Annotated in this window: 30 protein-coding genes; 21 read left to right on the top strand and 9 right to left on the bottom strand. The window is 72.0% G+C overall.

Annotated elements, in window-relative coordinates; genetic code table 11:
• Positions 1 to 5 precede the first annotated feature (5 nt).
• From rbfA to HNO83_RS05180, 3 genes are read left to right on the top strand one after another with little or no spacing between them, the layout of a single operon-like run.
• Positions 6 to 452: a 30S ribosome-binding factor RbfA gene (gene rbfA / locus HNO83_RS05190; RefSeq protein WP_175336455.1), complete on the top strand. Its 447-nt coding sequence runs from the start codon at positions 6 to 8 to the stop codon at positions 450 to 452.
• Positions 453 to 489: 37 nt separating this feature from the next.
• Positions 490 to 774, top strand: a complete 285-nt coding sequence (locus tag HNO83_RS05185) for a YciI family protein (RefSeq protein ID WP_175336454.1) — start codon at positions 490 to 492, stop codon at positions 772 to 774.
• Positions 775 to 805: 31 nt separating this feature from the next.
• Positions 806 to 1777, top strand: coding sequence for a class I SAM-dependent methyltransferase (locus HNO83_RS05180; protein WP_217498742.1), 972 nt, complete (start codon positions 806 to 808; stop codon positions 1775 to 1777).
• 4 nt (positions 1778 to 1781) lie between these two features.
• On the opposite strand, the gene HNO83_RS05175 is transcribed toward HNO83_RS05180, so the two are convergent.
• Positions 1782 to 2648, bottom strand: a complete 867-nt coding sequence (locus HNO83_RS05175) for an iron-sulfur binding domain-containing protein (protein WP_175336453.1) — start codon at positions 2646 to 2648, stop codon at positions 1782 to 1784.
• 39 nt (positions 2649 to 2687) lie between these two features.
• Here HNO83_RS05175 and HNO83_RS05170 point away from each other — a divergent pair, with 39 nt between their 5' ends.
• Positions 2688 to 3269 carry a nucleoside/nucleotide kinase family protein gene (locus HNO83_RS05170; RefSeq protein ID WP_175336452.1) on the top strand — a complete coding sequence of 194 codons (582 nt, stop codon included), beginning with the start codon at positions 2688 to 2690 and terminating at the stop codon, positions 3267 to 3269.
• 1 nt (position 3270) lies between these two features.
• On the opposite strand, the gene HNO83_RS05165 is transcribed toward HNO83_RS05170, so the two are convergent.
• Both HNO83_RS05165 and HNO83_RS05160 read right to left on the bottom strand, forming a co-directional pair.
• Complete coding sequence (locus tag HNO83_RS05165; RefSeq protein ID WP_175336451.1) at positions 3271 to 4278, bottom strand: ketopantoate reductase family protein; 1008 nt, start codon at positions 4276 to 4278, stop codon at positions 3271 to 3273.
• A gap of 158 nt (positions 4279 to 4436) precedes the next feature.
• Positions 4437 to 5936, bottom strand: coding sequence for a DHA2 family efflux MFS transporter permease subunit (locus HNO83_RS05160; RefSeq protein ID WP_175336450.1), 1500 nt, complete (start codon positions 5934 to 5936; stop codon positions 4437 to 4439).
• Positions 5937 to 6009: 73 nt separating this feature from the next.
• Here HNO83_RS05160 and HNO83_RS05155 point away from each other — a divergent pair, with 73 nt between their 5' ends.
• From HNO83_RS05155 to HNO83_RS05130, 6 genes are read left to right on the top strand one after another with little or no spacing between them, the layout of a single operon-like run.
• On the top strand, positions 6010 to 6672 hold the full coding sequence (locus HNO83_RS05155; RefSeq protein WP_175336449.1) for a TetR/AcrR family transcriptional regulator: 663 nt from the start codon (positions 6010 to 6012) through the stop codon (positions 6670 to 6672).
• Positions 6669 to 7580, top strand: a complete 912-nt coding sequence (gene truB, locus HNO83_RS05150; RefSeq protein ID WP_175336448.1) for a tRNA pseudouridine(55) synthase TruB — start codon at positions 6669 to 6671, stop codon at positions 7578 to 7580. The genes HNO83_RS05155 and truB overlap by 4 nt, the downstream gene beginning before the upstream one ends.
• Positions 7577 to 7945: a hypothetical protein gene (locus HNO83_RS05145; RefSeq protein WP_175336447.1), complete on the top strand. Its 369-nt coding sequence runs from the start codon at positions 7577 to 7579 to the stop codon at positions 7943 to 7945. Before truB ends, HNO83_RS05145 begins: the two co-directional genes overlap by 4 nt.
• A gap of 29 nt (positions 7946 to 7974) precedes the next feature.
• The gene (locus HNO83_RS05140; protein WP_175336446.1) at positions 7975 to 8478 is read left to right on the top strand and encodes a hypothetical protein; all 504 of its coding nucleotides are present in this window, start codon (positions 7975 to 7977) and stop codon (positions 8476 to 8478) included.
• On the top strand, positions 8475 to 9437 hold the full coding sequence (locus tag HNO83_RS05135) for a bifunctional riboflavin kinase/FAD synthetase (protein ID WP_175336445.1): 963 nt from the start codon (positions 8475 to 8477) through the stop codon (positions 9435 to 9437). Before HNO83_RS05140 ends, HNO83_RS05135 begins: the two co-directional genes overlap by 4 nt.
• Complete coding sequence (locus HNO83_RS05130; protein WP_175336444.1) at positions 9437 to 10657, top strand: MFS transporter; 1221 nt, start codon at positions 9437 to 9439, stop codon at positions 10655 to 10657. Before HNO83_RS05135 ends, HNO83_RS05130 begins: the two co-directional genes overlap by 1 nt.
• Before the next feature lie 85 nt (positions 10658 to 10742).
• On the opposite strand, the gene HNO83_RS05125 is transcribed toward HNO83_RS05130, so the two are convergent.
• On the bottom strand, positions 10743 to 11705 hold the full coding sequence (locus HNO83_RS05125; RefSeq protein ID WP_175336443.1) for an ROK family protein: 963 nt from the start codon (positions 11703 to 11705) through the stop codon (positions 10743 to 10745).
• A 90-nt stretch (positions 11706 to 11795) separates the two neighbouring features.
• Between HNO83_RS05125 and HNO83_RS05120 the strand changes: the two genes are divergently transcribed.
• The 5 genes from HNO83_RS05120 to HNO83_RS05100 all read left to right on the top strand — a co-directional run bounded on the left by HNO83_RS05120 (position 11796) and on the right by HNO83_RS05100 (position 16965).
• Complete coding sequence (locus HNO83_RS05120; protein WP_175336442.1) at positions 11796 to 12794, top strand: sugar-binding transcriptional regulator; 999 nt, start codon at positions 11796 to 11798, stop codon at positions 12792 to 12794.
• A gap of 14 nt (positions 12795 to 12808) precedes the next feature.
• The gene (gene deoC, locus HNO83_RS05115) at positions 12809 to 13846 is read left to right on the top strand and encodes a deoxyribose-phosphate aldolase (protein WP_175336441.1); all 1038 of its coding nucleotides are present in this window, start codon (positions 12809 to 12811) and stop codon (positions 13844 to 13846) included.
• 14 nt (positions 13847 to 13860) lie between these two features.
• Positions 13861 to 15357, top strand: coding sequence for an aldehyde dehydrogenase family protein (locus HNO83_RS05110; protein WP_175336440.1), 1497 nt, complete (start codon positions 13861 to 13863; stop codon positions 15355 to 15357).
• Positions 15354 to 16214, top strand: a complete 861-nt coding sequence (locus tag HNO83_RS05105) for an aldehyde dehydrogenase family protein (protein WP_175336439.1) — start codon at positions 15354 to 15356, stop codon at positions 16212 to 16214. Before HNO83_RS05110 ends, HNO83_RS05105 begins: the two co-directional genes overlap by 4 nt.
• Before the next feature lie 160 nt (positions 16215 to 16374).
• Complete coding sequence (locus tag HNO83_RS05100) at positions 16375 to 16965, top strand: SGNH/GDSL hydrolase family protein (protein ID WP_175336438.1); 591 nt, start codon at positions 16375 to 16377, stop codon at positions 16963 to 16965.
• A 76-nt stretch (positions 16966 to 17041) separates the two neighbouring features.
• Here HNO83_RS05100 and HNO83_RS05095 read toward each other — a convergent pair whose 3' ends face one another.
• From HNO83_RS05095 to HNO83_RS05085, 3 genes are all read right to left on the bottom strand, one after another.
• Positions 17042 to 18316, bottom strand: coding sequence for a M20/M25/M40 family metallo-hydrolase (locus tag HNO83_RS05095; RefSeq protein ID WP_175336701.1), 1275 nt, complete (start codon positions 18314 to 18316; stop codon positions 17042 to 17044).
• A 71-nt stretch (positions 18317 to 18387) separates the two neighbouring features.
• Positions 18388 to 18915: an O-acetyl-ADP-ribose deacetylase gene (locus tag HNO83_RS05090; RefSeq protein ID WP_175336700.1), complete on the bottom strand. Its 528-nt coding sequence runs from the start codon at positions 18913 to 18915 to the stop codon at positions 18388 to 18390.
• A gap of 2 nt (positions 18916 to 18917) precedes the next feature.
• On the bottom strand, positions 18918 to 19196 hold the full coding sequence (locus tag HNO83_RS05085; RefSeq protein ID WP_115698346.1) for a metal-sensitive transcriptional regulator: 279 nt from the start codon (positions 19194 to 19196) through the stop codon (positions 18918 to 18920).
• A 148-nt stretch (positions 19197 to 19344) separates the two neighbouring features.
• Here HNO83_RS05085 and HNO83_RS05080 point away from each other — a divergent pair, with 148 nt between their 5' ends.
• From HNO83_RS05080 to HNO83_RS05070, 3 genes are all read left to right on the top strand, one after another.
• On the top strand, positions 19345 to 19773 hold the full coding sequence (locus HNO83_RS05080; RefSeq protein ID WP_175336437.1) for an RbsD/FucU domain-containing protein: 429 nt from the start codon (positions 19345 to 19347) through the stop codon (positions 19771 to 19773).
• 104 nt (positions 19774 to 19877) lie between these two features.
• Entirely contained in the window at positions 19878 to 20225 is a 348-nt protein-coding gene (locus tag HNO83_RS05075) for a DUF6804 family protein (protein ID WP_175336436.1), read from the top strand.
• A 170-nt stretch (positions 20226 to 20395) separates the two neighbouring features.
• A complete protein-coding gene (locus HNO83_RS05070) occupies positions 20396 to 22555 on the top strand; it encodes a DEAD/DEAH box helicase (RefSeq protein WP_175336435.1) in 2160 nt (719 codons plus the stop codon).
• 99 nt (positions 22556 to 22654) lie between these two features.
• Here HNO83_RS05070 and HNO83_RS05065 read toward each other — a convergent pair whose 3' ends face one another.
• Both HNO83_RS05065 and HNO83_RS05060 read right to left on the bottom strand, forming a co-directional pair.
• Complete coding sequence (locus tag HNO83_RS05065) at positions 22655 to 22855, bottom strand: hypothetical protein (protein WP_175336434.1); 201 nt, start codon at positions 22853 to 22855, stop codon at positions 22655 to 22657.
• A gap of 43 nt (positions 22856 to 22898) precedes the next feature.
• Positions 22899 to 23291 (bottom strand): DUF3224 domain-containing protein, encoded by a 393-nt coding sequence (locus HNO83_RS05060; protein WP_175336433.1) that lies wholly within the window; start codon positions 23289 to 23291, stop codon positions 22899 to 22901.
• Between the two features lie 75 nt (positions 23292 to 23366).
• On the opposite strand from HNO83_RS05060, the gene HNO83_RS05055 reads away from it, so the two are divergent.
• The 3 genes from HNO83_RS05055 (at position 23367) to HNO83_RS05045 (ending at position 26155) form a co-directional block, all read left to right on the top strand.
• The gene (locus HNO83_RS05055) at positions 23367 to 23981 is read left to right on the top strand and encodes a CYTH domain-containing protein (RefSeq protein ID WP_175336432.1); all 615 of its coding nucleotides are present in this window, start codon (positions 23367 to 23369) and stop codon (positions 23979 to 23981) included.
• 100 nt (positions 23982 to 24081) lie between these two features.
• A complete protein-coding gene (locus HNO83_RS05050; RefSeq protein ID WP_175336431.1) occupies positions 24082 to 25110 on the top strand; it encodes a 6-phosphofructokinase in 1029 nt (342 codons plus the stop codon).
• A 79-nt stretch (positions 25111 to 25189) separates the two neighbouring features.
• Positions 25190 to 26155 carry an NADP-dependent oxidoreductase gene (locus tag HNO83_RS05045; RefSeq protein WP_175336430.1) on the top strand — a complete coding sequence of 322 codons (966 nt, stop codon included), beginning with the start codon at positions 25190 to 25192 and terminating at the stop codon, positions 26153 to 26155.
• The last annotated feature ends 5 nt before the right edge of the window (positions 26156 to 26160 follow it).

Here is a 26160-nt window from a genome sequence, read left to right as displayed (position 1 = left end):
AACTCATGGCCGATCCGGCACGCGCGAGGAAGCTCGCGGACAGGATCAAGGAGATCATCGCCAAGCGGCTCGACCGCGGCCTGCGCGACCCGCGCCTGGGCTTCGTGACCATCACGGACGTCCAGGTGACCGGCGACCTGCAGCACGCGACCGTCTTCTACACGGTGTACGGCACCGAGCAGGAGCGCGAGGACAGTGCGGCCGCGCTCAAGGCGGCCACCGGCATGCTGCGCAGCGAGGTGGGCAAGAACATCACCGCGCGCCTCACGCCGACGCTGGAGTTCCAGCTCGACGCGATCCCGGAGAACGCCGCCCACATCGAGGACCTGCTCCGCGAGGCGCGCGAGCGCGACACCGAGGTGGCCGGGCTCGCCGCGACCGCGACGTACGCCGGTGACGAGGACCCGTACGTCAAGCCGCGCGAGCTCGACGAGGACGACGACGAGGACTGACCTCCCGCCGGGGTCGGACCGGTCGTAGCATGACGGCATGTTCGCCGTCTCGTTCTACGATGCCGACCCCGACGCCGGTCCGGAGCACTTCGAGCGCCTGGTGGAGGCCTACCCCCGCCACCGCGCCTACCTGGACGAGTTCGCGAAGGGCGGCGAGGTGCTCATGATCGGGACGTTCGGCGACCCGGCGACCCAGGGATCCATGGCGATCTTCCGCTCTCGGGAGGCGGCGGAGCGGTTCCGGTCGGGCGACCCGTTCGTCACGGAGGGCCTCGTCCACCGCTCCCGCATCCAGGACTGGGACCCGCTCGTGTTCGCGTGACAGTTCTCCGCGCGCCGGTATCCTGGCATGCGTGACTCTCAGGAACGCCGTCCGGAACACGCTCTCGCCCCTGATCGGTCCGGAGCGGGTCGACCGCCTGGTCGATGCGGAGGGCTCCGCCCGTGCGTCGCTCGCCCGGTGGATCGCGCCGAAGGAGCGGGAGGCGGAGGCCGAGCCGGCGGCCTACGAGATCGCGCCGAGCGGCTACCCCGTCTACCCGTGGGACGAATCGCAGTTCCCGGCCCCGACCCTCACCCGGCACGAGTTCCTGGCCGGTCTGCACGCGGCACTCCAGCCGCGCAGCTACCTGGAGATCGGGGTCGACGACGGGCGCTCGCTCACGCTCTCGTCGGCCAAGACCATCGGCATCGACCCGGCGTTCCACATCACCAACCCGCTGCACGCGGACCTGCTGCTCGCGCGCGAGACGAGCGACGACTTCTTCGCCTCCGGACGCGCGAAGAAGCACCTCGACGGCCTCCCGCTCGATCTGGCCTTCGTCGACGGGATGCACCTTGCGGAGTTCGCCTACCGCGACTTCCTCAACGTCGAGCGCCTGACCTCTCCGACGAGCATCGTCGTCCTCGACGACATGATGCCGCGGTCGGTGCACGAGGCCGCCCGCGACCGGTACACCGACTCGTGGGCGGGCGACGTGTACAAGGTCGTCGAGCTGCTCCGCGCCGAGCGGCCGGATCTGGTCGTCGTCCCGGTGAACACCGCACCGACGGGCGTGGTGCTCATCGCTCGCGTCGACCCGTCGTCGCGTGTGCTCTCGGAGCGCTACGACGCGCTGCTCCCCGCGCTGCAGGCGCCGGACCCGCAGCAGGTGCCGGAGCACGTCCTGCGCCGCACGCTCGCCGTCGACGGCAGGGACCTGCTCGCGTGGGACGGCTGGGAGGCGCTGCGCGGCCTGCGGACCCGCCCGCGGGCACTGGCCGAGCGCCGGAAGCTCTTCGACGCCCTCGCGGCGGCCTTCGCCCGGACCCCGGAGCAGCCCTGAACCGCTAGGGCAGTGTGTAGCCGCCCACCGTCTCGACGGCCAGGCCGTCCTTGACCAGACCCTGGAGCGCCCGCTCGCCCTGTTCGCGGTCCGGCCAGACGGCGGCGAGCTCTCCGGCCGGGACGGGGGTGTGCGAGGCCCGCAGCTCCGCGAGGATCCGCCCGCGCGCCTGGCGGTCGCTGCCCTCGTAGCGCTTCTGCCTGCCCTTCGTCGGTCCCTCGTACTCCGGGTAGCCGGCCTGGCGCCAACGGCAGCGGTCGGAAAGCGGACAGGAGTCGCAGCGCGGCGTGCGCGCGACGCAGACGATCGCGCCGAGCTCCATCATCCCGGCGTTGAAGGCGGCGGCCGCGTCGCGCTCCTCCGGGAGGAGCGCCTCCATCGCCGCCAGGTCGCGGCGGGTGCTCGGCGGACCGGGCTCCGCCTGACCGTCGACGGTGCGGGCGATGACCCGGCGGATGTTGGTGTCGACCACCGGATGCCGCTCGCCGTACGCGAAGGCCGCCACCGCGCGGGCCGTGTAGTCGCCGACCCCGGGGAGGGCGAGCAGGGCGTCCACGTCGTCCGGCACGACCCCGCCGTGCCGCTCGGTGATCGTCACCGCGGCCGCGTGCAGCCAGAGCGCGCGCCGCGGGTAGCCGAGCGACTTCCAGGCCCGGACGGCCTCGCCGGGCGGCACCGACGCGAGGTCGGCCGGAGTCGGCCAGCGGCTCAGCCACTCCTCCAGCCGGGGGATGACACGGCTGACCGGGGTCTGCTGCAGCATGAACTCGCTGACCAGCGTGCCCCACGGGGTGAAGCCGTCGCGGCGCCACGGGAGGTCCCTGCGGTTCTCCTGATACCAGGCCACCACCGTCCCGGCGTAGTCGTGCATGCATCGAGGCTAACCGGTGCGGCGGCCTATGCTCGTCGCATGATGCTTCCGCCGACGCCGCGCGTGCTGTTCGTGCGGCAGCTCGTCTCCGCGATCCGGCGCGACTCGCCCGCCGGGCGTGTGGTGGTCGCGGTCGACGGAGGACGGATCGGCGGGACGGGGTTCGCGGACGACCTCGCTGCGGTGTTCCGGGAGGCGGGTGCGGACACGTTCCGCGCCTCCCTCGCCGGCTTCCACACCTCCCGCGCCTACCGGACGCGCCTGGGGCCGGAGACGCCGGAGGGCTACTACCGCGACGCGTACGACCTGGTCGCCCTGCGCCGGGTGCTGCTCGACCCGTTCCGGCTCGGCGGGAGCGCGGGATTCCAGACGGCTTCCTTCGACGAGGCACGCGACCAGCCGGTCGAAGCGCGCTGGCTGACCGCCGGGCCCGACGCCGTACTCGTCGTCGACGGCGAGTTCCCGCTGCGGCCGGCACTGCGCGGCGACTGGAACGCCTCGGTGCTGCTGGTGAACGTCCCTCAGACCGAGGCGTATGTGGAGGATGCTCACCCGCGCGAGCACGCCACGCATCTGGTCGACGAATCGGATCCGGCGCAGCCGCGCTGGGCGGCGCGCTGACTCAGGACTCGAGGACCGGCCGCATCCGGTCGGCCGCCACGTCCGGCGCGAGGAACGCGCCCGACCGCTCGACCTCATGCACCAGGGCAGTGATCGCCGCGTTGACGGGCGCCTCCGTCCCAGCGAGCCCCGCCTCCTCGACGACGGCGCCGTTGAGGTAGTCGATCTCGGTCAGCTGCCCGCGGCGGAGGCTCTGCAGCGTCGAGCCCGGGTTGGGCGTCGCGCCCATCCGCCGCTTCATCAGCAGCGGCACCGCCTGCGCGGCCCAGCGCGGCGCGCGCGCGACGAAGCGCAGGATGCGGTCGTCGAGTCCCTGGATGCTGCCGTAGTGCACGCCCCGGGCGAAGCCGACGCGGGTGGCCTCCTGGAGGCTCGCCGTGACGATCGCGCGCAGGCGGCGGTCGCCGAGGACCTCCTGCGCGCTCAGCCCGGTGATCGCGGGGAGGGCGTTGATCTGGTTGACCATCAGCTTCGTCCACTGGGCGCCGGTGAAGTTGTCGATCGCGAAGGCGGGCATGGCGGCGTCCAGGATGCGGGCGGCGTCGACCGCGGCCGGTGGCGCAGCGCCATCGCCGGCGCCGAGGTAGGTGTTCGCCGGGGTCGTGACGGTGACGCGGCCGGGGGAGAGGTAGCTCGCGGCGTACAGCGCCAGGGCGCCGACGCAGTCGGACCCGGGGAGCAGCCGCTCGGCCTCGGCCAGCCCGGCGAGCCCGTTCTGCACGACCACGACGGTGATGCCGTCGAGCAGCGCGGCGTTGGCGCGGATGGCGGCGGGGGCGTCCTGCGCCTTGGTGCACACGAAGGCGAGCTCCGGCCGCGTCTGCAGCGTCTCCGCGGCGGACACCCGCGCGGTGTGGGCGCCCCAGCCTCCGTCGAGCCGGATGCCGGACTCCCGGATGGCGGCGAGCTGCTCCCCGCGGGCGGTGACCTCGACGAGGTGCCCGACGCGGTCGAGCAGCGCCGCGATCGTGCCGCCGATGGCTCCCGCTCCGATCACGCCGATACGCACGCGTTCCAGCCTATCCGCGCGCAGCGCCTCACCTGGTTGACGCGGCACGCCGCCGCGTCGGCCGCCGGAACGGCGTGTCGCGGCAACCAGGTGAACCTGTGGGACGCAACACGCCGTCAGCCGGGCGGGCTGACGGCGTGTTGCGCCCCATGGATGCGTCAGTCGGCGAGGACGGGGGCCGGCTCGGCGGTCGCGAGAGTCTCGGCGGCGGCCTCGGCCGGCGCCTCGACGGGAGACTCGGTAGTGGGCGCGGCGGCTGCGGCGGCGGCGCGGGCGGCCCGGCGGCTCGGCAGGGCGAGGGCGATCACGGCCGCCGCCGCGAGCACCCCGGCGCCGACCCAGACCGCGGGGATGGCCGCATCCACATATCCCGTCGGCGTCAGCGTGCCGCCGGCGCCGGTGAACACCGCAGTGAGCACGGCGACGCCGAGCGCGACCCCGACCTCCCGCAGCGTCGAGTTGGTGCCGGAGGCCTTCGCGTGGTCGGCCGGGCGCATGTTGGCGAGCACGGCCGTCGAGCTGGGGGCGAAGACGAGGCCCATGCCGATGCCGGCGAGCAGGAAGGGCGGCCACATCTCCGAGTAGGGGAGCGTCGCCGAGAGCGTCGCCGCGATCCAGCCCATCGCCACGGCGAGCAGCACGAGCCCGGCCACCACCGGCAGCCGCGTGCCGGTGCGGGCGGAGAACAGCCCGGTCAGCGGTGCGACCACCATCGGAGCGAGAGTCCACGGCATCGTCATCACGCCGGCCTCGAGCGGAGTGTGGCCCTGCACCACCTGGAGGAACTGGATCAGGATGAAGATCGCACCGAAGATCCCGAAGCTGAAGGTGACGCCGACCAGGTTGGCGACGGTGAAGCTCCGGTCGCGGAACAGCCGCAGCGGCAGCAGCGGAGCCTGAGCCCGGCTCTCCCAGAGCACGAAGGCCACCAGCAGGGCCGCGCCCGCGATCAGGGGGATGAGCACCTCGGCGCTGCCCCATCCCGCGTCGTTGCCGCGGACGATGCCCCAGACCACCCCGAGCACCCCAGGTGCGGCGAGCAGCAGGCCGATGACGTCGGCGCGCACGCGCTCCCCGAAGCTGTTCGGCAGGGCGAGCAGCACGAGCGGGACGGCGATCACGCCGAGCGGGACGTTGAGCCAGAAGATCGCCTGCCAGTTCCATCCTTCGACCACCGCGCCCCCGATGAGCGGTCCGAGGGCGACGCCGAGGCCCGAGATGCCGCCCCAGATGCCGATCGCGGCCGGCCGCAGCCGCTCGCTGACGCTGCCGGCGAGGAGGGTGAGCGAGAGCGGGAGCAGGGCCGCGGCCCCGGCGCCCTGCACCGCGCGGGCGGCGATCAGCTGCCATGGCTCGGTCGAGAGCGCGGCCGCCGCACTGGCGAGCGTGAAGACGGCGATGCCGGCGAGGAAGACCGAGCGCCGGCCGAGACGGTCGCCGAGCCCCACGGCCATGAGCATGAGGGTCGCGAAGGTGAGTGTGTAGGCGTTGACCACCCACTGCAGCTCCTCGATGGAGGCGCTGAGGTCGCGGGCGATGACCGGCAGCGCGCTGGTCACGACGAGGTTGTCGAGCGTCGCCATGAACATCGGCAGCGAGGCCGCGACGATCGCGAGCCAGACCGGAATGCGCCGGGCGACGGCGAGGGGTGCGGACATTGCGCGCCTCCAGTTGTTGTTATCGGATGATTACAAGAGCTGACATTAGTAATCGACTGATAACCTGTCAAGCGTGACGGACAAGATCAGCGAGAGGATCCCCTCGGCCGAACGCCGGGAGCAGATCCTCGAAGCCGCCAGCCGGGTGTTCGGCGAGCGCGGCTACTTCGGCGCGACCACCGACCAGATCGCGAAGGCGGCCGGGATCAGCCAGCCCTACGTCGTCCGCATGTTCGGGGGCAAGGAGAACCTCTTCGTCGGCGTCCTCACCCGCTCGCTCGACCGCCTGCTCGTCGCCTTCACCGACACCATCGCGCAGTGGAAGGCCGAGGGGTCTCCCGCCGCGACCGATCCCGGCTACCCCGTCGGCAAGAACCCGGAGCACGGCGAGATCGGCCGCCGGCTGGGGCTGGCGTACGTCAACCTGATCGAGGACCGCGGACTGCTGCTCTCGCTCATGCAGGCCTTCAGCATGGGCCAGGACCCGAGCATCGGGGCGAAGGCCCGCGGCGGGTTCCTGACCATCTACCGGCTGCTGCGCGAGGAGGCCGGCTTCGATCCCGAGGAGGCGCGCGGTTTCCTCGCCGAGGGGATGCTGCTGAACACGCTGCTCGGCCTCCGGCTCACCGACGACTACGGCAAGGACGACGCCGCCACCGAGCTGATCGAGTGCACCTTCCGCACCAAGCTGCAGCTGGTGCTCGAGGTCCAGGGCGACGAAGGCGAGCGCGCGTGACCGGCAGCGGACTCATCCTGATCGACAAGCCCGCGGGTCTCACCAGCCACGACGTCGTCGCGCGCGTACGCAGGGCCGCCGGCACGCGGAAGGTCGGCCACGCCGGCACGCTCGACCCGATGGCGACGGGCCTCCTCATCGTCGGCCTGAACTCGTCCACGCGGCTGCTCACCTACATCGTCGGCGCCGACAAGGAGTACTTCGCGACCATCCGGCTCGGCGCCGCGTCGACGACCGACGACGCGGAGGGCGAGCTGCTCGAGCCCGCGGGCCAGGAGGCGCTCGATGCGGTCGCGGCCGACGCGATCGCCGCAGGCATCGCCGAGCTCACGGGCGAGATCGACCAGGTGCCGAGCTCGGTGAGCGCGATCAAGGTGGACGGCAAGCGCGCGTACGCGCGGGTGCGGGCCGGCGAGCAGGTGGAGCTGAAGGCGCGAGCCGTCACGGTCGCCGAGTTCGAGCTGCTCGACACGAGACGGGAGGCGGGCGCGATCGACCTCGACGTGCGCGTCGTCTGCTCCTCGGGCACCTACATCCGCTCGCTCGCGCGCGACCTGGGCGCCGGCCTCGGCGTCGGCGGCCACCTCATCGCGCTCCGGCGCAGCCGGGTCGGCGCCTTCCACGTGCGGGACGCGCACGACCTCGCTACGCTCGATCCTGCGGCGGCGCTCGTGCCGGCGGTGGATGCGGCCACACGGCTGTTCGAACGGCTCGACCTCACGGAGCAGCAGGCCATCGACCTCACGCACGGGAGACGCATCCACGTCGCCGACCGGGAGGGACCCGGCGGCGAGCCCGTCGCCGCGGTCGCGCCGAACGGCGCGCTGGTGGGGCTGGTCGAGTTCCGCGGAAAGGAAGCAAGGACCCTCGTGAACTTCCCGACGGACGAAGCGGTCAGCCCGGCATGATCGAGTGGTTCACGACGGTGCAGGTGGTCGTCGCCTGCGCCGCGGGCATCCTGTGCCTCATCCTCGGCCTCGCGGGCCGGCTGCCCGGAGACGTCTCGATGGGCGCCGTCGCGGTCGTCGAGCTGCTGCTGCTCGTGCAGCTCGTCATCGCGATCATCGCCCCGCTCGCCGGCAACCCGCCGTCGGGCAGCCTCGCGGAGTTCTACATCTACCTCATCTCGGCGATCATCCTGCCCCTCGCCGGCGGGTTCTGGGCGCTCGTCGAGCGCAACCGCTGGAGCACCGTCATCCTGGGCGGTGTCTGCCTCGCCATCGCCGTCATGGTGTACAGGATGGGGCAGATCTGGTTCGTGCAGGGCGCGTGAGCCCTCCGGACGCAAATAGAATCGAAGCGATGTCCCACCACACCATGTCCGCGCGCACGAACTCCGACCCAGAGCCTCCCCGGCGGCGGATGTCCGGCGTCGGCCGCGTGCTGGTCTTCGTCTACGGCGTGCTGGCCCTGGCGGCCACCGGGCGCAGCGTGTTCCAGATCATCGACCGCTTCCACGAGGCGCCCGTCGCGTTCACGCTCTCGGCGCTCTCCGCCGCGGTCTACATCGTCGCGACCATCGCGCTCGTCGCGCCGGGGCGCGTCTGGTACCGGGTGGCCTGGATCACCATCGGCTTCGAGTTCGCCGGCGTGCTCGTCATCGGCACGCTGAGCCTGTTCGCGCCCGCCGTGCTCGGCCTGCACGACATCGACCCGTTCGGCCGTGACGCCACGGTGTGGTCGGTGTACGGGATGGGCTACCTGTTCATCCCGCTGGTCCTCCCGGTGCTCGGGATGCTGTGGCTGAGCCGCCACCGGCCGGAGGACGGCCGGGCCGAGCCGAGCAGCACCGGAGCGGGCTCGTGAGGGTCTTCCGCGCGGTCGCCGACATCCCGGACGGGTGGGGTCCGAGCGCGGTCACGATCGGCAAGTTCGACGGCGTCCACACCGGCCACCGCGCGGTGATCGACCGGCTGCGGGCCGTCGCCGCCGAGCGCGGGCTGACCTCGACGATCATCACCTTCGACCGCAACCCGCTCGAACTGCTCGCCCCGGAGAAATGCCCGGCGTCGCTCGTCAGCAACGCGCAGAAGCTCGACCTGCTCGCGTCCACCGGCGTCGATGCGACGCTGATGGTGGCGTTCGACCGGGCGCTCGCGGGGCTCGACCCGGAGGACTTCGTCCACACCATCCTGGTCGACCGGCTGCACGCGGCGGCGGTGCTCGTCGGCAGCGACTTTCGGTTCGGCGCGCGCGGCGCGGGCGACGTCGCGATGCTGCGGCGGCTGGGCGAGAAGTACGGCTTCGAGGTCGAGCTCATCGACGACGTGCGGCCCGAGCACGGCAGGCGCGTGTCGTCCACCTGGATCCGGGAGCTGCTGGCCGACGGCGATGTGCGCCACGCGGCGGAGCTTCTCGGCTCGGCGCCGACCGTGCGCGGCGTCGTCGTGCACGGGGCCGCCCGCGGACGCGAGCTGGGCTTCCCGACGGCGAACCTGTCGCCCGAGTCCGAGGGCCTCGTCCCCGCGGACGGCGTCTACGCCGGCTGGCTGACGGACGCGGGGGAGCGGTACCCGGCCGCCATCTCGGTCGGCAACAACCCGACGTTCGAGGGCGTGCCGCACAAGCAGGTGGAGGCGTACGTGCTCGACCGCGACCTCGACCTCTACGACCACACGGTCGAGGTGTCGTTCGTGGAGCGCATCCGCGGCATGGTCGCCTACACCGGCGTCGAGCCGCTGATCGCGCAGATCGCGGACGACGTGCAGCGCGCGCGGGAGCTCCTCGGCGCCGCACAGCCCGACGACGCGGGCGAACCCGCCTGATGACGGACGACCCGCGGGCCGCCGGGGCGCGGCCGCTCTGGCGCGGGCGCGCGATCGCGCTGCTCGGCATCCTGCTCGTGGCGGCGAACCTGCGCACGGCCGTCGCCGCGCTCTCGCCGATCTTCGCCGAGATCCGCACCGAGTTCGCCGTGTCGAGCATCGGCGTCGGGCTGCTCGGGATGCTGCCGCCGGTCTGCTTCGCCCTGTTCGGCCTGATCGCGCCGCGGTTCACGCGGCGGCTCAGCCTCGAAGCGGTCGTGGTCATCGCCCTCGCGGTCATGCTGGCCGGGCACCTGGTGCGCGCATCCGCCGGCTCGTTCGCGGTGCTCGCGATCGGCTCCGCCGTGACCTTCGCCGGGATGGGCGTGGGCAACGTCCTGCTGCCGCCCCTCGTCAAGCGCTACTTCCCGGACCGGATCGGGCTGGTGACCTCGCTCTACGCGACCGTCATGTCGGTCTCCACGCTGCTGCCGCCGCTGGTCGCCGTCCCGGTGGCGGACGCGGCGGGCTGGCACGTCTCGGTCGGGATGTGGGCGCTCGTGACGGTGCTGGCGATCCTGCCGTGGCTGCGCATCCTGATCTCGCACCGGCCGGCGCACCCGGACAGCGACGTGGAGGTCGAGACCGCGCAGCCGGCGATGGCGGGGCGGGTCTGGCGGTCGCCGCTGGCCTGGGCGATGGCGGTGCTGTTCGCGGTGTCGAGCCTCAACGCGTACGCGATGTTCGCCTGGCTGCCGCAGATCCTGCACGACGTCGCCGGGGTGCCTCCGCTCGACGCGGGCGCCCTGCTGTCGGTGTATGCCGGAATGGGAATACCGGCCGGGCTGCTGGTGCCGCTGCTCGCCTCGCGGATGCGGAACGTGGCCCTGCTGATCTATGTCGCTGTCGCGTTCTTCGTCGTCGGCTACCTCGGTCTCATCCTGGTGCCTGCCACGGCGACCTGGCTGTGGGTGGCGCTCGCGGGTCTCGGGCCGCTGCTGTTCCCGCTCTGCCTCGTGCTGATCAACATGCGAACGCGGACACACGCCGGATCGGTCGCTCTCAGCGGCTTCACGCAGGGGCTCGGCTACACCCTCGGCGCGCTCGGCCCGCTCGCCGTCGGCGTCCTCCACCAGCTCACCGCATCCTGGACCCTCGCCCTCGCGGTCCTGACCGCGACCGCCCTAGCGGCCGCCGTCGCCGGCTCCATCGCCGCCCGCCCTCACTACCTCGAGGACTGACCCCCAAGCCAACAGCTCCTGAGTTCTTCGAGCGAATCGCCGGATTCTGGTCGAAGAACTCAGGAGCTGTTGGCTTGGGAGAGGGTTAGGGGAGGAGGTGGGCGCGGTGGATGAGAGCGGCGGCGCCGATGAGGGGGCCCTCGGAGGAGAGGGCGGACGGGACGATGCGCACCTTGCGGACGAACGGGAAGTAGTGGTCCGCGATCACCGTGCGCATGTGGTCGAACAGGTCGGGCGTCGAGTGCGAGAAGCCGCCGCCGATGGCGACGAGCTCGAGGTCGAGCAGGGCCGTGGCCGAGGCGATGGCGTGCCCGACGGCGGTTCCGGTGCGGGCGATCGCCTCGCGCGCGACCGGGTCGCCCGCGGCGTACGCGGCCGCCAGCTCTTCGCCGGTCGCGCCCGCGAAGCCCTGGTGCCGCGCCCAGGCGACGGTGTGCGGACCGGACGCCATGGCCTCCAGCGCGTACCGGCTGCCGAACGTGTCCTCGCCCTCGATGTCGCCGACCTCGACGTGGCCGATGTGCCCCGCGTTGCCGGTCGGCCCGGTGATGACGCGGCCGTCGACGATGAGGCCACCGCCGATCCCGGTCGAGATGACCATGCCCATGACGTTGTCGACGCCCTGCGCGGCGCCGACCCAATGCTCGGCCATCGTGATGGCGACGCCGTCCATCTCGAGCGTCACGGGAACGTCGAGACCGAGCCCGGCGGCGACGCCGGCGACGAAGTCGCGCATCGGGTAGTCGCGCCAGTGCGGGACGTTGAGCGGCGAGACGAGCCCGCGCGTGCGGTCGATGGGGCCGGCGCTGCCGATGCCGACGCCGACGACGCTGCCGCCCTCCGGCAGCGCGGCGAAGGCGTCGCGGACGACGCCGCCGACCGACTCCTCGAGCTCCGGCACCGTGGCGTCGCGGCCGGTCGGCCGGCGGTGGCGGGAGCCCTCGACCAGGCGCCCGTCCGCATCGACGAGGGCGGCCTCGACCTTGGTTCCGCCGAAGTCGACGGCGAGGACGTAGGCAGGGGAGAGGACGTGGGAGTCTGCGGGCACGACCCAACGATAAACGAAACCGTCCCTGCTCATTTGAGCACGCACCACACAAGTGTTGCTCGCTTGCGCGGCGGTTCCTAAGCTGGACGGGTGGCCCTGAACGATTCGGACGAGATCCTCGCCGTCAAAGCCGCAGAGCTCTACTACGAGGCCGGCAAGACGCAGGACGAGATCGGCGTCGCGCTCAACGTCTCCCGCTGGAAGGTCGGCCGTCTGCTGGTCGCCGCCCGGGAGCACGGCTTCGTGCGCATCGAGATCGTGCACCCCAGCGCCCGCCGCTTCTCGCTCGAACGCGAGCTGTGCGGCTTCTACGGGCTGGACGACGCCGTCGTCGTGCCGGCCGCCGAGTCCGACTCGGAGGTCCAAGGACGGGTCGCTCAGGCCGCAGCCGATTACCTCACCACGCTCCGCCCGGTCCCGCGCACGCTCGGCGTGAGCTGGGGCCGCACGCTGCACGCCGTCGCCGCGCGCCTCCGCCCGGGCTGGGCCGTCGGGGTCAACCCGGTCCAGATCAACGGAAGCGTCTCGTCCACCCGTCAGGCCACCGCGGCCGCCGACACCGCCGTCGTCATCGCGCGCAAGGCTCAGGGCACGGCGACGCTGCTCCCCAGCCCCGCCATCTTCGAGCACGCCGCCACCCGCCGCGCGATCGAGGCCGACCGCTCCGTGCAGAGCGTGCTGGAGCTCGCCCGCAGCGCGAACGCCTACCTGTTCAGCGCGGGCGTGGTCGACACCAGCTCGGTGCACGTCGACTCCGGCTACCTGTCGGTGGAGGATGTGGCCGGGCTCGCCGAGAAGGGCGCCGTCGGCGACGTGGTCGGCCGCTTCATCACCGACGACGGCCAGGTCGCCGACCCGGAACTGAACTCCCGCACCCTCGGTCTCAGCCTCGACGAGCTGCGAGCGGCCCGCACCTCCATCGCGGTCATCGCGGGGGAGGCGAAGCACCGCGTCGCCCACGCCGTCGTCGCCAGCGGCCTGTGCACCACGCTCATCACCGACGAGGCGACCGCCAACGACCTGCTCGGCCGCACGCACCCTGGCTCCGCGGCGCAGGCGACGCCGGCCGCGACGCAGAACATCCTGTAGCAATGGAGGAACACGTGACCATCGAGACAACGCCGCCCGTGCGCACCCTCGCGCCGGCGGCCCGCGCCGTCGAGGTGCTCGGCGGCGACCTGACGGAGGGTTCGCTCCGGCGCTACCTGAACGGCATCGCCGGCGTCGACGCGGTCGGCCTGGAGCAGCGCGCGGCCGGGCTCGGCACCCGCTCCATCAAGACGTCGAGCAAGAAGTGGGCGCTCGACACCGTCATCGAGCTGATCGACCTGACCACGCTGGAGGGCGCGGACACGCCGGGCAAGGTCCGCTCGCTCGTCGCCAAGGCCCTGACGCCGGATCCGTCGGACCCGGGCACGCCGCGTCCCGCCGCCGTCTGCGTCTACGGCGACATGGTCCCGTACGCGGTGGAGGCGCTCGGTGCGGCCCACGCCGGAGCGGTCCGCCGCGCCGGGGGCCAGGGCGGGGTCAACGTCGCCGCGGTCGCCACCGCGTTCCCGAGCGGCCGTGCGTCGCTCAAGGTCAAGCTCGCCGACACCGCCGACGCGGTGGCCGCGGGCGCGGACGAGATCGACATGGTCATCGACCGCGGCGCCTTCCTCTCCGGCCGCTACGGCCAGGTGTTCGACGAGATCGTCGCCGTGAAGGAGGCCTGCCGCCGTGACGACGGCACGTACGCGCACCTCAAGGTCATCCTGGAGACCGGCGAGCTGAACACGTACGACAACGTCCGCCGCGCCTCCTGGCTGAGCATCCTGGCCGGCGGCGACTTCATCAAGACCTCGACCGGCAAGGTCTCGCCCGCCGCCACGCTGCCGGTCACCCTGCTCATGCTGGAGGTCGTGCGCGACTGGCACCGGCTCACCGGCGAGGAGATCGGCGTGAAGCCGGCGGGCGGCATCCGCTCGTCGAAGGACGCCATCAAGTACCTCGTGACCGTCGCCGAGACGGTGGGGGAGCACTGGCTGCAGCCGCACCTGTTCCGGTTCGGCGCGTCCAGCCTGCTCAACGACGTGCTGTTGCAGCGGCAGAAGCTGACCACCGGCCACTACTCCGGCGCCGACTACGTGACGATCGACTGAAAGCTGACCTGACCATGAGTTTCCTCGAATACGCACCGGCTCCCGAGTCGCGGTCGATCCTGAACCTCCGCGACCAGTACGGGCTGTTCATCGACGGCCAGTTCGTCGACGGGCACGGCACGCCGTTCCAGACCATCTCGCCCGCCACGGAGGAGCGGATCGCGACCATCGCGACCGCCGACACCTCCGATGTGGATGCGGCCGTCGCCGCCGCCCGCCGCGCCTACGACCGCGTCTGGTCGCGCATGAGCGGCAGCGACCGCGGCAAGTACCTGTTCCGCATCGCGAGGCTCGTGCAGGAGCGCGCCCGCGAGCTCGCCGTCGCCGAGAGCCTCGACAACGGCAAGCCGATCAAGGAGAGCCGGGATGTGGACGTCCCGCTCGTCGCCGCCTGGTTCTTCTACTACGCGGGATGGGCGGACAAGCTGGAGCACGCCGGCCTCGGCCCCGCGCCCCGCGCGCTCGGAGTCGCCGCCCAGGTCATCCCGTGGAACTTCCCGCTGCTCATGCTGGCGTGGAAGATCGCTCCCGCCCTCGCCGCCGGCAACACCGTCGTGCTGAAGCCGGCAGAGACCACGCCGCTGACCGCGCTGCTGTTCGCCGAGATCGTGCAGCAGGCCGACCTGCCGCCGGGCGTCGTCAACATCGTCACCGGCGCCGGCGAGACCGGCCGCGACCTGGTCGCCCACCCGGACGTGAACAAGGTCGCCTTCACCGGCTCCACCGCGGTGGGCCGCGAGATCGCGCGCTCGGTCGCCGGCACCTCCAAGAAGCTCACGCTCGAGCTCGGCGGCAAGGCCGCGAACATCGTCTTCGACGACGCGCCCATCGACCAGGCGGTCGAGGGGATCGTGAACGGCATCTTCTTCAACCAGGGCCACGTCTGCTGCGCGGGCAGCCGGCTGCTGGTGCAGGAGAGCATCCACGACGAGGTCGTCGAGCGGCTGAAGAGCCGGCTGTCGACGCTGCGCCTCGGCGACCCGCTCGACAAGAACACCGACATCGGGGCGATCAACTCGGCCGAGCAGCTGCAGCGCATCCGCGAGCTCTCCGACATCGGCGAGGCGGAGGGCGCCGAGCGCTGGACCGCCGACTGCGCCATCCCGGAGAACGGCTTCTGGTTCGCGCCGACCATCTTCGACAACGTGTCGACGAGCCACCGCATCGCGCGCGAGGAGATCTTCGGCCCGGTGCTGTCGGTGCTGACCTTCCGCACCCCGGCCGAGGCGATCGCGAAGGCCAACAACACCCCGTACGGGCTGTCGGCCGGCATCTGGTCGGAGAAGGGCAGCCGCATCCTCGCCGTCGCCGACAAGCTGCGCGCCGGCGTCGTGTGGGCGAACACCTTCAACCGCTTCGACCCGGCCAGCCCGTTCGGCGGGTACAAGGAGTCCGGCTACGGCCGCGAGGGCGGCCGCCACGGTCTCGGCGCCTACCTGGTGCCCGGCCGGTCGCTGCCGGCCGCCGCCTCCATCCCCGCCCGTCTCGCTCGCAAGGGAGCCGCTAAATGAGCCGCCTGGCCGTTCCGAAGACCTACAAGCTCTACATCGGCGGGAAGTTCCCGCGCAGCGAGTCCGGTCGCACGTATGAGGTGACGACGCCGAAGGGCGGATTCCTCGCCAACGCGGCGAAGGCCTCCCGCAAGGACGCCCGTGACGCCGTGGTCGCCGCCCGCGCCGCGGTCTCGGGATGGTCGGGAGCCACCGCCTACAACCGCGGCCAGGTGCTCTACCGCATCGCCGAGCTGATGGAGGGCCGCCGGGCGCAGTTCGTCGACGAGATCCGCGAGACCGAGGGCGTCTCGGCGTCCGCCGCGACGGCGCAGGTGGACGAGGCGATCGACCGCTGGGTCTGGTACGCGGGATGGGCGGACAAGTTCGCGCAGGTCGCGGGCAACGCCAACCCCGTCGCGGGCCCCTACTTCAACATCTCGGTGCCGGAGCCGACCGGCGTCGTCGCGATCGTCGCGCCGCAGGACTCGAGCCTCGTCGGCTTCGTGAGTGCCGTCGCTCCGGCGCTGGTCGCCGGCAACACGGTCGTCGTCGTGGCGAGCGAGCGGTTCCCGCTGTCGGCGATCAGCCTCAGCGAGGTGCTCGCGACGAGCGACGTGCCGGGTGGCGTGGTCAACATCCTGACCGGGTCGCCTGCCGAGATCGCGCCGTGGCTGGCGTCGCACGCCGACGTCAACGCGCTCGACCTGGTCGGTGCGGGCGAGCTGGAGTGGATCGACCTGCAGATCGCGGCGGCCGACACCCTGAAGCGCGTCCTGCCGCCGGAGAACGGCCCGGACGCCGCCGCGCCGTCGCTCGACCGGATCGCGTTCTTCACCGAGACCAAGACCGTCTGGCACACCAAGTCGCTGCTCTGACCCGCCCGCGATTCGTGCCGAATGACCGCTATTCCTCACGAATAGCGCTCATTCGGCACGAGTCGCGCGGCCGATCGGCGCCGCGCGAGAGCTGACGCGGCCCTCGCTTCCCCGTTCGATTGGAGGGAGGATGGGGGGAGACCTAGGGGAGGCTGTGGCGATGACGGACGAGTGGAGACCGGAGGGCGAGGTGCTGGCCCTCGTCGGGGACAGCCTGACGCAGGGCGGCGACTGGGGGGCACTGCTCCCCGGTGAGACGGTCCGCAACTTCGGCGTCGCCGGTGACACGACCGACGACGTCGTCGCGCGGCTGGACGCCGTGATCGAGTCGCGTCCCGCGCTCGTGGCTCTGCTCGTCGGCACCAACGACCTGGCCTGGCGCCGGTCGGTCGAGCACGTCGTCCGCAACGTCGAGACCATCCTGGTGACGCTCCGGAAGGAGCTGCCGGACACGCGCATCCTGGTGCAGTCGGTGATGCCGCGCGGGCACGAGTTCGGGGACCAGATCCGCGACATCAACCGGCACCTGTGGCAGTTCGCGCCGACGGTTCACGCCGGCTGGCTCGACCTCTGGCCGGCCCTCGCGCTGGAGGACGGGGAGCTGAATCCCGCGTACACCGAGGACCGCCTCCACCTGAACGACGAGGGCTACCGCGCCTGGGCCGCCGAGCTGGCCCCCGCCCTGGAGCGCCTTCGCGACCTGCCCCCCAACTCCCGCGCCATCACCCTCCCCGACCTCGGCTCCCGCTAGCCCCCACCGCCGAGTCCGCGAAGACTGCACGCGACACGCCGTGGAGGCGTGCAGTCTTGGTGTACTCGACGGGGGGTCAGGAGGCGCGGAGGAGGGCTTGGTAGACGCGGATGCCGCGGAGCCAGGTGGCGACGCGGATGCGCTCGTCGCGCGCATGCAGGGCACCGCGCTCGTCCGAGCTCAACTCGAACGGGGTGAAGCGGTAGACGGCGTCGCAGATCCCGGTGAAGTGCCGGCTGTCGCTCGCGCCGAGCATGACGTACGGCGTGACGACGGCGCGCGGGTGGACGGCGCCGATGGCCGCGGCCAGCCGCTCCCACTGCGGGCCCTCGGACGGCGACACCGGCGACGGCTCGCTCGCGTCGACGGCCTCGATCCGCACCGCGTCGTCCCGGATCGCCCGGCGCAAGTGGTCGAGCGTCTCCGCGACCGACGAGCCGACGGCGATGCGCGTGTTGACCACGGCCTCCGCGGTCTCCGGCAAAGCGTTCGCCGCCAGGCTGCCGCGCAGCTGCGTCACCGCGGTGGTGGTGCGCACGATCGCCCGGGTCTCGTCGCTCAGCCGGCCGAACACCCAGCGCAGCACGGGCTGCAGCCGCCGGGCGCGCGTGAACACGGCCCGCAGCGGCCCGGTCGCGTGCGCGCCGAGCGTCTCCACCATCCGCAGGTTCGTCTCGGTCAGCCGCGCCGGGAACGGCCGGGCGTTCAGCCGGGTGATCGCCCGGGCCAGCCGCACGGTCGCCGTCATCCGCGGGGGAGTGGAGGCGTGCCCGCCGTGCTGCTCGACGGTGAGCCGCACGCTCGTGATGCCCTTCTCGCTCACCCCGACCACCGCGACCGGCGCGCTCACCCCCGGGAAGATCCGCTCCACGACCGCGCCGCCCTCGTCGAGCACGAGCGCCGGGCGGATGCCGCGCTCCCGCAGCACCGCGGCGATGCCGCGTGCGCCGGAGCCGACCGTCTCCTCGTCGTGCCCGAAGCTCAGGTAGACGTCGTCCGCCGGCTGGAAGCCCTCGCGCACGAGCGCCTCCACGGCCTCCAGGATCGCGACGACCGCCCCCTTGTCGTCGATCGCCCCGCGCCCCCAGAGGAGCTGCCGCTCGCCGTCGCCGGTGAGCTCGGCGGCGAACGGGGGATGCGTCCAGCCCTCCTCGGTCGCGGGCACCACGTCGTAGTGCGCCATCAGCACGGTCGGGTCGCCGTCGCCCCGGCCGCGCCAGCGGTACAGCAGCGAGTGACCGTGCCGCTCGCGCTCCAGGGTCGCGTGCAGCGCCGGGTAGTGCTCCGGCAGCGCGTCGCAGAACCGGTCGAACGCCGCCCAGTCCGTCTCCTCGAGATCGTTGCGCGACATCGTGGGGATGCGCAGAAGCGCGCGGAACCGCTCCAGCGCGCCGTCGTCGCGTGCGGCGTCGTCGGCGGACGTCACTCGCCGGCCGCCGTGCGGAAGGCGTCGAACGCCTCGTCCGAGAACAGCACGAATCGCACGTGCTCGACCGACCCGACCCCCGAGGAGAGCACCGCGCGCACGGTGCTGACTGCGACCCGGGCGGCGTCGTCCATCGGCCAGCCGTAGACCCCGGCGGAGATGGCCGGGAAGGCGACCGTGCGAGCGCCGAGCTCGCGCGCGACGCGGAGGGACGACCGGTACGCGTTCTGCAGCAGCGACGTGCGGTCCTCGCGCGACGACCAGACCGGTCCCACCGCGTGGATGACCCACCTCGCCGCCAGGTCGCCCGCGATGGTGGCGACCGCCTGGCCGGTCGGCAGCCCGGCCGGGAGCGTGGTCGCACGCAGTTCGCGCGTCGCCTCGAGGATCGCGGGACCGCCGCGGCGGTGGATGGCGCCGTCGACGCCCCCGCCGCCGAGCAGCGAGCTGTTGGCGGCGTTCACGATCGCGTCGACCGCCTCGTCGGTGATGTCTCCGCGGACGATGCGGATCAGCTCCTCCACCGTCAACCCCGGTTGTTGGAGAGCTCGTAGATCTTGAGCAGCTCCACGATCGCGTCGTCCTGGGCGCTCCCGCCCTCCTCGAACGCCTCGGAGACGTGGGTGCGGAGGTGGTTCTCGACGAGCAGCCGGTTCAGGGAGCCGAGCGACTTCTGGATGGCCAGCGACTGGGTGATGATGTCGATGCAGTAGTCCTCGTTCTCGATCATCTTCTCGAGACCCCGGAGCTGCCCTTCGAGGATGCGCGTTCGGTGCAGCGCCCGCTTCTTGATGTCTGCGATCACCCCCTCAGGATACGACCTCCTGCCCGATACCCCAGAGGGGTGTCAATGGCCAAAAAGCCCCCCAACGGGGGGTAGGGGTGGACATACAGAGAGGTCTATCCTCCAGGGAGGGGTTGAGAAATATTCGTTTAACAGGAAAGGCCCGACTTTGCTGAAGAACCTCAGCCCGCTGCTGTCCGGCGCGCTCCTGAGCGCGCTCGACGCCATGAGTGATGGCGAGACGCTTACCCTCGTGGGCAGCGGCTATCCGGAAGACCAGATCACCACGCCCGTCGTCCACCTCGGTGACGACGTCACGACGGAGGCCGCCGCAGAGGCCATCCTCTCCGTGTTCCCGCTCGAGACGGAGGATGCCTCGCCGATCGTGTTCCTCGACCTCGCCGCAGAACCCTACGACGTGCCCGACGTCGCGTTCGCGGTGAACGGGATCGCCTCGGACGCCGAACTCCGCCGAGTCCCGATGACCCGCCTCGAGCTCGACGCCTTCGTCCAGCTCGCCCGACACTCCGCAGTGACGGTGCGCGTCGGCTCCGACGCGCCGCCGTGCGCATTCCTGTTCCGCCGGGGAGTGCTGTAGCCCGCAGCACGCCCCACCACACAGCGCCGCCCGCCCGGCCGGAGAGCGAGGTCTCCGGGAACCGGGCGGGCGCACCATGTCCGGGCCGCGTAGAGTGGGATGCCGTGTCCCGTCCCCACACGCCGCAGCAGCCCGCCTACAACCGGGCGGCGCTCGCACCCGGTCTGCTCGGCGCGATCGTGCTCCTCGCGGGCCTCGCGCTCGTCGGCGGCGACGCCTATCTCTACATCCGCTACGGCGTCAGCATCCTCGCGCTGATCCTCTGCGTCTTCGCCGGCCAGGCCCGGATGTGGTGGTGGCTGGCGGGTCTCGTGCCGCTCGCGGTGGTCTGGAACCCGGTGTGGCCGCTGCCGCTCGGCACCCTCGCGCTGCAGGGTCTGTCCATCGTCGGAGCGGTCGTCTTCGTCGCCGCCGCGGTCACGATCAAGATTCCCGCGGACACGCGTCGCTGAACGCCGGGCTTTCCGGTAAAATGGTGCTGCGCGGCCATCCTGTGCCGCGCTCCCGGCGTCACCCGCGTCGAGCCCGGTCCACTCGGTCACCGGTCCTCCCGCCTCCGCCGGCCTCACGCCCACACGGCGTCGCGTCCTCCGACAGCCCGCGACGCCTCCACTGGAGGACCATGTCTCGTTCCGGTCAGCGCACCAGCCCGACCAGGCAGCAGCAGCGGAAGAACCGGCACGCCAACAACGACGGGCTCATCCCCGTGCTCGCGCGCAAAGTGCGCGAGGTGGAGGCGAAGGCCGCGGACGGCAAGAAGCTCGGGCCGACCAACCGCACCAAGTTCCAGGTGATCGCCTTCCTCATGCGCGAGGAGCGAGCGCGCGCGAAGTCGGATCCCGACCTCAGCGACGCGCAGCGCGCAGAGCAGCTGAAGCGGCTCGACGGCATCGCCACCATCCTCGCCAAGACGGCGGCCCGCGACACATCGCTCATCTCGCTGCTGGAGAGCGAGTCGCCCTCCACGGCCACCGCGCAGAAGATGCGCCGGGACTGGCTGCTGGAGTCGGGAACGGAGCTCTCGCCCGACGACCTCATCATCACGATCGAGCGGCCCGTCGCCAAGCTGGACACCGTCATCCCGCCCGAGCTCGCGCAGAAGCAGGTCGTGCCGCCGTCGGTGAAGGCGCGCCAGCTGTCCAACCCGTTCCTCGCCCCCGACTTCACACGCGCCTCCCCGAGCGCGCCGACCCCGCGGCGCCGGCTCGACTCGTGGGAGCTGCTCGGCCCGCTGTTCAAGTCGTTCGAGTACGGCGCGGGCGGTCAGGCCGCCAGCATGGAGCTGCCGCCGGCGCCGGCCATCGACCGCTACTCCCCGCACGGCCTGGAGCTGATGCACCACCAGTCGCGGTTCATCGAGAGCGTGCGGCAGGGGCACAGGAGCTTCCTGCTCGCCGACGAGCCGGGCCTCGGCAAGACCGCCCAGTCGGTCCTGGCCGCATCCGTCGCCGGCGCCTACCCGCTGCTCGCGGTCGTCCCGAACGTCGTCAAGATGAACTGGGCGCGCGAGGTGGAGCAGTGGACGCCGCAGCGCCGGGCGACCGTCATCCACGGCGACGGCGAGGGGCTCGACGCCTTCGCCGACGTGGTGATCGTCAACTACGAGGTGCTCGACCGGCACCTCTCCTGGCTGAGCACGCTCGGCTTCAAGGGCATGGTCGTCGACGAGGCGCACTTCATCAAGAACCTGCACTCCCAGCGCTCGCGCCTGGTGCTCGGGCTCGCCGACGCCATCCGCCAGGCCACGCCCGACCCGCTGATGATCGCGCTGACCGGTACGCCGCTGATCAACGACATCGACGACTTCAAGGCGATCTGGCAGTTCCTCGGCTGGATCGACGGCAACAAGCCGACCGCGGAGCTGATGGAGCACCTGGAGGAGACCGGGCTGACCCCGGCCGACTTCGGCTTCTATGCCGCCGCGCGCGAGGCCGTCATCGACATGGGCATCGTCCGCCGCCGCAAGCTCGACGTGGCCGCCGACCTGCCGAGCCGGCGCGTCGTCGACCTGCCGGTGGAGCTCGACGACGAGATGGGCCGCTCCATCCGCCAGGCGGAGAAGGAGCTGGCCGCGCGGCTCGTCGCCCGGTTCCACCGCGCCGCGGCCGCCGGACGCCCCGACTCGTTCGACGGCGACGACGAGGCGCACCGCCGCCACCTCATCCGCCTGGTCGCCCAGTCGGAGCTGGAGGAGGCGAAGTCGGCGAAGACCGGCGACAACGTCTTCACCATGGTCCGCAAGATCGGCCAGGCGAAGGCCGGGCTCGCGTCGGACTACACCGCGCAGCTGGCCCGCTCGGTGGGCAAGGTGGTGTTCTTCGCCAAGCACATCGACGTGATGGATGCGGCCGAGGAGGCCTTCGCGGCCCGCGACCTGAAGACGGTGTCGATCCGCGGCGACCAGTCCGCCCTCGCCCGCCAGAAGGAGATCGACGCGTTCAACAACGACCCGGAGGTCGCGGTCGCGGTCTGCTCGCTCACCGCGGCGGGCGTCGGCCTCAACCTGCAGGCGGCGTCGAACGTGGTGCTGGCCGAGCTGTCGTGGACGGCGGCGGAGCAGACGCAGGCGATCGACCGCGTCCACCGCATCGGCCAGGAGGAGCCGGTCACCGCGTGGCGCATCATCGCCGCGCAGACGATCGACTCCAAGATCGCGGAGCTCATCGACGCGAAGCAGGGCCTCGCCGCCCGTGCCCTCGACGGCAGCGACGTGGAGGTCGGCTCGACCGACTCCGTGCAGCTCGACGCGCTCATCCACCTCCTGGAGGACGCGCTCGCCTGACCGCGGGCGCCCGTCCCCAGCCGTCGGCTCCGGACTTGTTCGAATTCGGCACGGCGTGTCGGTCGAACAACTCAGGAGCTGACGGCGGCGGGGGTGCGGTCAGGCGATCTCGGCGTCGTCGGGGTCGAGCGGGACGGGGCGGTCGTCGTCGGGGAGGAGCTCGTCGTCCTCGTCGTCGACCACGGGGAGGTCCTCCGGGTCGTGGACGACGGGCTCCGGCTCGTAGTCGGCCTCCTGCGCCTCGACGAAGTCGTCGAGGTCCTCGTCGTCCCTGCGTTCACTTCCTCTGGGGTCGCTCATGTCCCGAGGGTACCGCCGTCGGTCGCGGCGGTGAAGGCCGGTGTCAGTCCAGCTCGAACACGAAGTACGCGCCGCGGTCGTCGTGCTCGATCCTCGCCCGCCCGCGGAAGCCGGCGAAGTCTCCGGTGCCCGTCCCGGCGACGATGTAACCGAACGCGGACGCGTCCCCGGGATGCTGCAGAGCGCCGTGGTGCACGGTCACCGAGCCGTCGCGCCCGTCCTCCAGGCGCCCGGTGATGCGCTCGGCGGCGAGGTAGCCCCGGCCGTCCTCCTCCGTGCCCGACGAGACGAAGTGCGCCACCGACTCGCCGACGAGACCCTCGGTGTAGGTCTTGCGCATGACGACGGCGCCGAGCCAGTCGCCGTCGATCCCGGGGAGGTCGGCCGGCTCCCAGCCGGTCACGTCGAAACGGGCGGTGATGGTCTCAGCGGTCATGCGCTCACCGTAGCGGCCGCGCTCCCGCAGCGCTTGAAATTTCGCGACAGCCGGGATGTGGGCTAGACAGGGGATATGCCCCACCACTCCCAGACCGAGATCGAGCGCAAGTACGACGTCGACGCCGAGGCGCGGCATCCACTGCTCGTCGGGGTCGGCGCGGTCGCCGTGCAGCAGGAGCCGGAGCGGCACGAGCTCGTCGCCACCTACTTCGACACCGCCGACCTGACGCTCGCTCAGCACCGCACCGCCCTGCGCGTGCGCCGTGGCGGCCACGACGAGGGCTGGCACGTCAAGGAGCCCGCGGAGGAGGGCCGCACCGAGCTGCAGTGGCCACTGACCGACGGGGACGAGCCGCCCGCCGACCTGCGCGACCACCTGCGGCCGCTGATCGGCGACGAGCCGCTCGTCCCGATCGCGCGCGTGACCAACCAGCGCGACAGCGTCGTGCTGCTCGACGCCGCCGGGTTCGAGGTGGCCGAGCTCACGGACGACCACGTGCGCAGCGAGAACCTGCGCGCCGGCGGTACCCAGGAGTGGCGGGAGTGGGAGGTCGAGCTGCTCGCCGGGGCGCCGGACACGCGCAACGGCCGCACCGCCCTGCTCGACGGGATCGAGGAGCGGCTGCTCGCGGCCGGCGCCCGGCCCTCGGCGAGCTCCTCGAAGCTCCAGCGGGCCCTCGGGCTGTAGCGCACCTACCACCGCAACTCCGCATCCGTCCAGTGCGATTTTGTGCAGCCGCGCTCGCGCGGGCATGATTCAGGGGACGCATCGCACGAAACGGAGCAGCATGAAGATCGGCATCCTCACCAGCGGCGGCGACTGCCCGGGCCTCAACGCGGTCATCCGCGGCGCGGTCCTGAAGGGCGACCGGGTCCACCACTCCGAGTTCGCCGGCTTCCGCTACGGCTGGCGCGGCGTGGTCGAGGGCGACATCATGCCGCTCGACCGGCACAGCGTGCGCGGCCTCTCGCGCCAGGGCGGCACCATCCTCGGCTCCAGCCGCACCAACCCGTTCGAGACCGACAAGGGCGGCCCGGAGAACATCCAGCGGATGATGGATGAGAACGGCATCGACGCCATCATCGCGATCGGCGGGGAGGGCACGCTGACCGCCGCCCGCCGGCTCACCGACGCGGGCCTCAAGATCGTGGGCGTCCCCAAGACCATCGACAACGACCTCGCCGCGACCGACTACTCGTTCGGCTTCGACACCGCGGTGGAGATCGCCACCGAGGCCATCGACCGCCTCCGCACGACCGCGGAGTCGCACCAGCGCTGCATGGTCGTCGAGGTGATGGGCCGTCACGTCGGCTGGATCGCCCTCCACTCGGGCATGGCGGGCGGCGCGCACGCCATCCTCATCCCGGAGCAGCCGCAGTCCATCGAGCAGATCTGCGAGTGGGTGGAGTCGGTGCGCGACCGCGGCCGCGCACCGGTCATCGTCGTCTCCGAGGGCTTCCACCTGGACACGATGGAGGAGGCGCACTCGCACAAGGGGCTCGACGCGTTCAACCGTCCCCGCCTCGGCGGCATCGGCGAGATGCTCGCCCCGATGATCGAGGAGCGCACCGGCATCGAGTCGCGCGCGACCGTGCTCGGCCACATGCAGCGCGGCGGCGTCCCGAGCGCCTACGACCGCGTCCTCGCCACCCGCCTCGGCATGGCCGCGGTGGATGCGGTGTACGAGGGCCGCTGGGGCTCCATGGTGTCGCTGCGCGGCACGGACGTGGTCAACGTCTCGATCGCCGACGCCACCGGCGGACTCAAGACCGTGCCGGATGCGCGCTACGAGGAGGCCGCCCTCCTCTTCGGCTGACAGTCCTTCGGCTGAGAGTCCCTGCTGTTCCGACGCTGCCGGGGCTAGGCTCCTCCCTACCAGGGGAAGGAGCCCATCCGTGCCGCGATTCGTCCAGTTCGAGGAGTTCGGTTCCCGCGACTACCTGCAGGTGGTCGAGCGGGACAGACCGTGGGCGGGCCCCGGTCAGCTCCTCGTGCGGGTGATGGCGGCCGGGCTGAACCCGATGGACTGCAAGGCGTACCGCTCCGAGCAGGCGGCGGCGCGCATGGGCGTCACCCTGCCGAGCGGCATCGGGCAGGACTTCGCCGGCTTCGTCGAGGAGCTGGGGGAGGGCGTGACCCGGTTCGAGCTGGGGCAGGCCGTGTTCGGCACGGCCCCGTTCGCGTCCATCGCCGACTTCGTCGTCGTGCCAGAGGACGGCGCGGTGGTGGCGAAGCCCGACCCGCTCACCTTCGAGGTGGCCGGCTCGCTCGGGGTCGTCGGGCGCACCGCCATGGCGACCGTCCGCTCGCTCGACCTGCACGAGCGGGACACCGTCCTCGTCAGTGCGGCGGCCGGCGGCGTCGGGGTGCTGGCGGCGCAGCTGGCGGTCCGGGCCGGCGCGACCGTGATCGGGACCGCGTCGGAGGAGAACCACGAGTTCCTGGAGTCGCTCGGCATCATCCCGGTCGCGTACGGCGACGGCCTGGCCGGCCGGGTGCGCGACGTGCTCGACGACGACCGGGTCACCGCGGTGCTCGACAACCACGGGCCGGACACGATCCAGGCGGCGCTGGAGCTGGGCGTCCCGATCGAGCGCGTCAACACGATCGCCGCCTTCGGGCCCGACGCGCACGGCGCCCGCACGGTCGGAGGCCGCGCCGCGGGCAACGACGAGCTCGCCGAGCTGGCCTCCCTGCTGGCGGAGAACGAGCTGGTGCTGCCCATCGACTCCATCTACCCCATCGAGCGCACGGTGGAGGCCTTCGGGAGGCTCGAGGGCGGCCACGTGCGCGGCAAGATCGTCGTCGTCACCGACTTAGCGTCACCGACTGAGCGTCATCGACTGAGCGTCATCGACTGAGAGGG

The organism is Leifsonia sp. C5G2, from assembly GCF_013359685.1.
In the GTDB taxonomy this organism is placed as follows: domain Bacteria; phylum Actinomycetota; class Actinomycetes; order Actinomycetales; family Microbacteriaceae; genus Leifsonia.
Note: the sequence above shows the minus strand (reverse complement) of the source record. Positions and strands in the feature narration are given on the sequence as shown.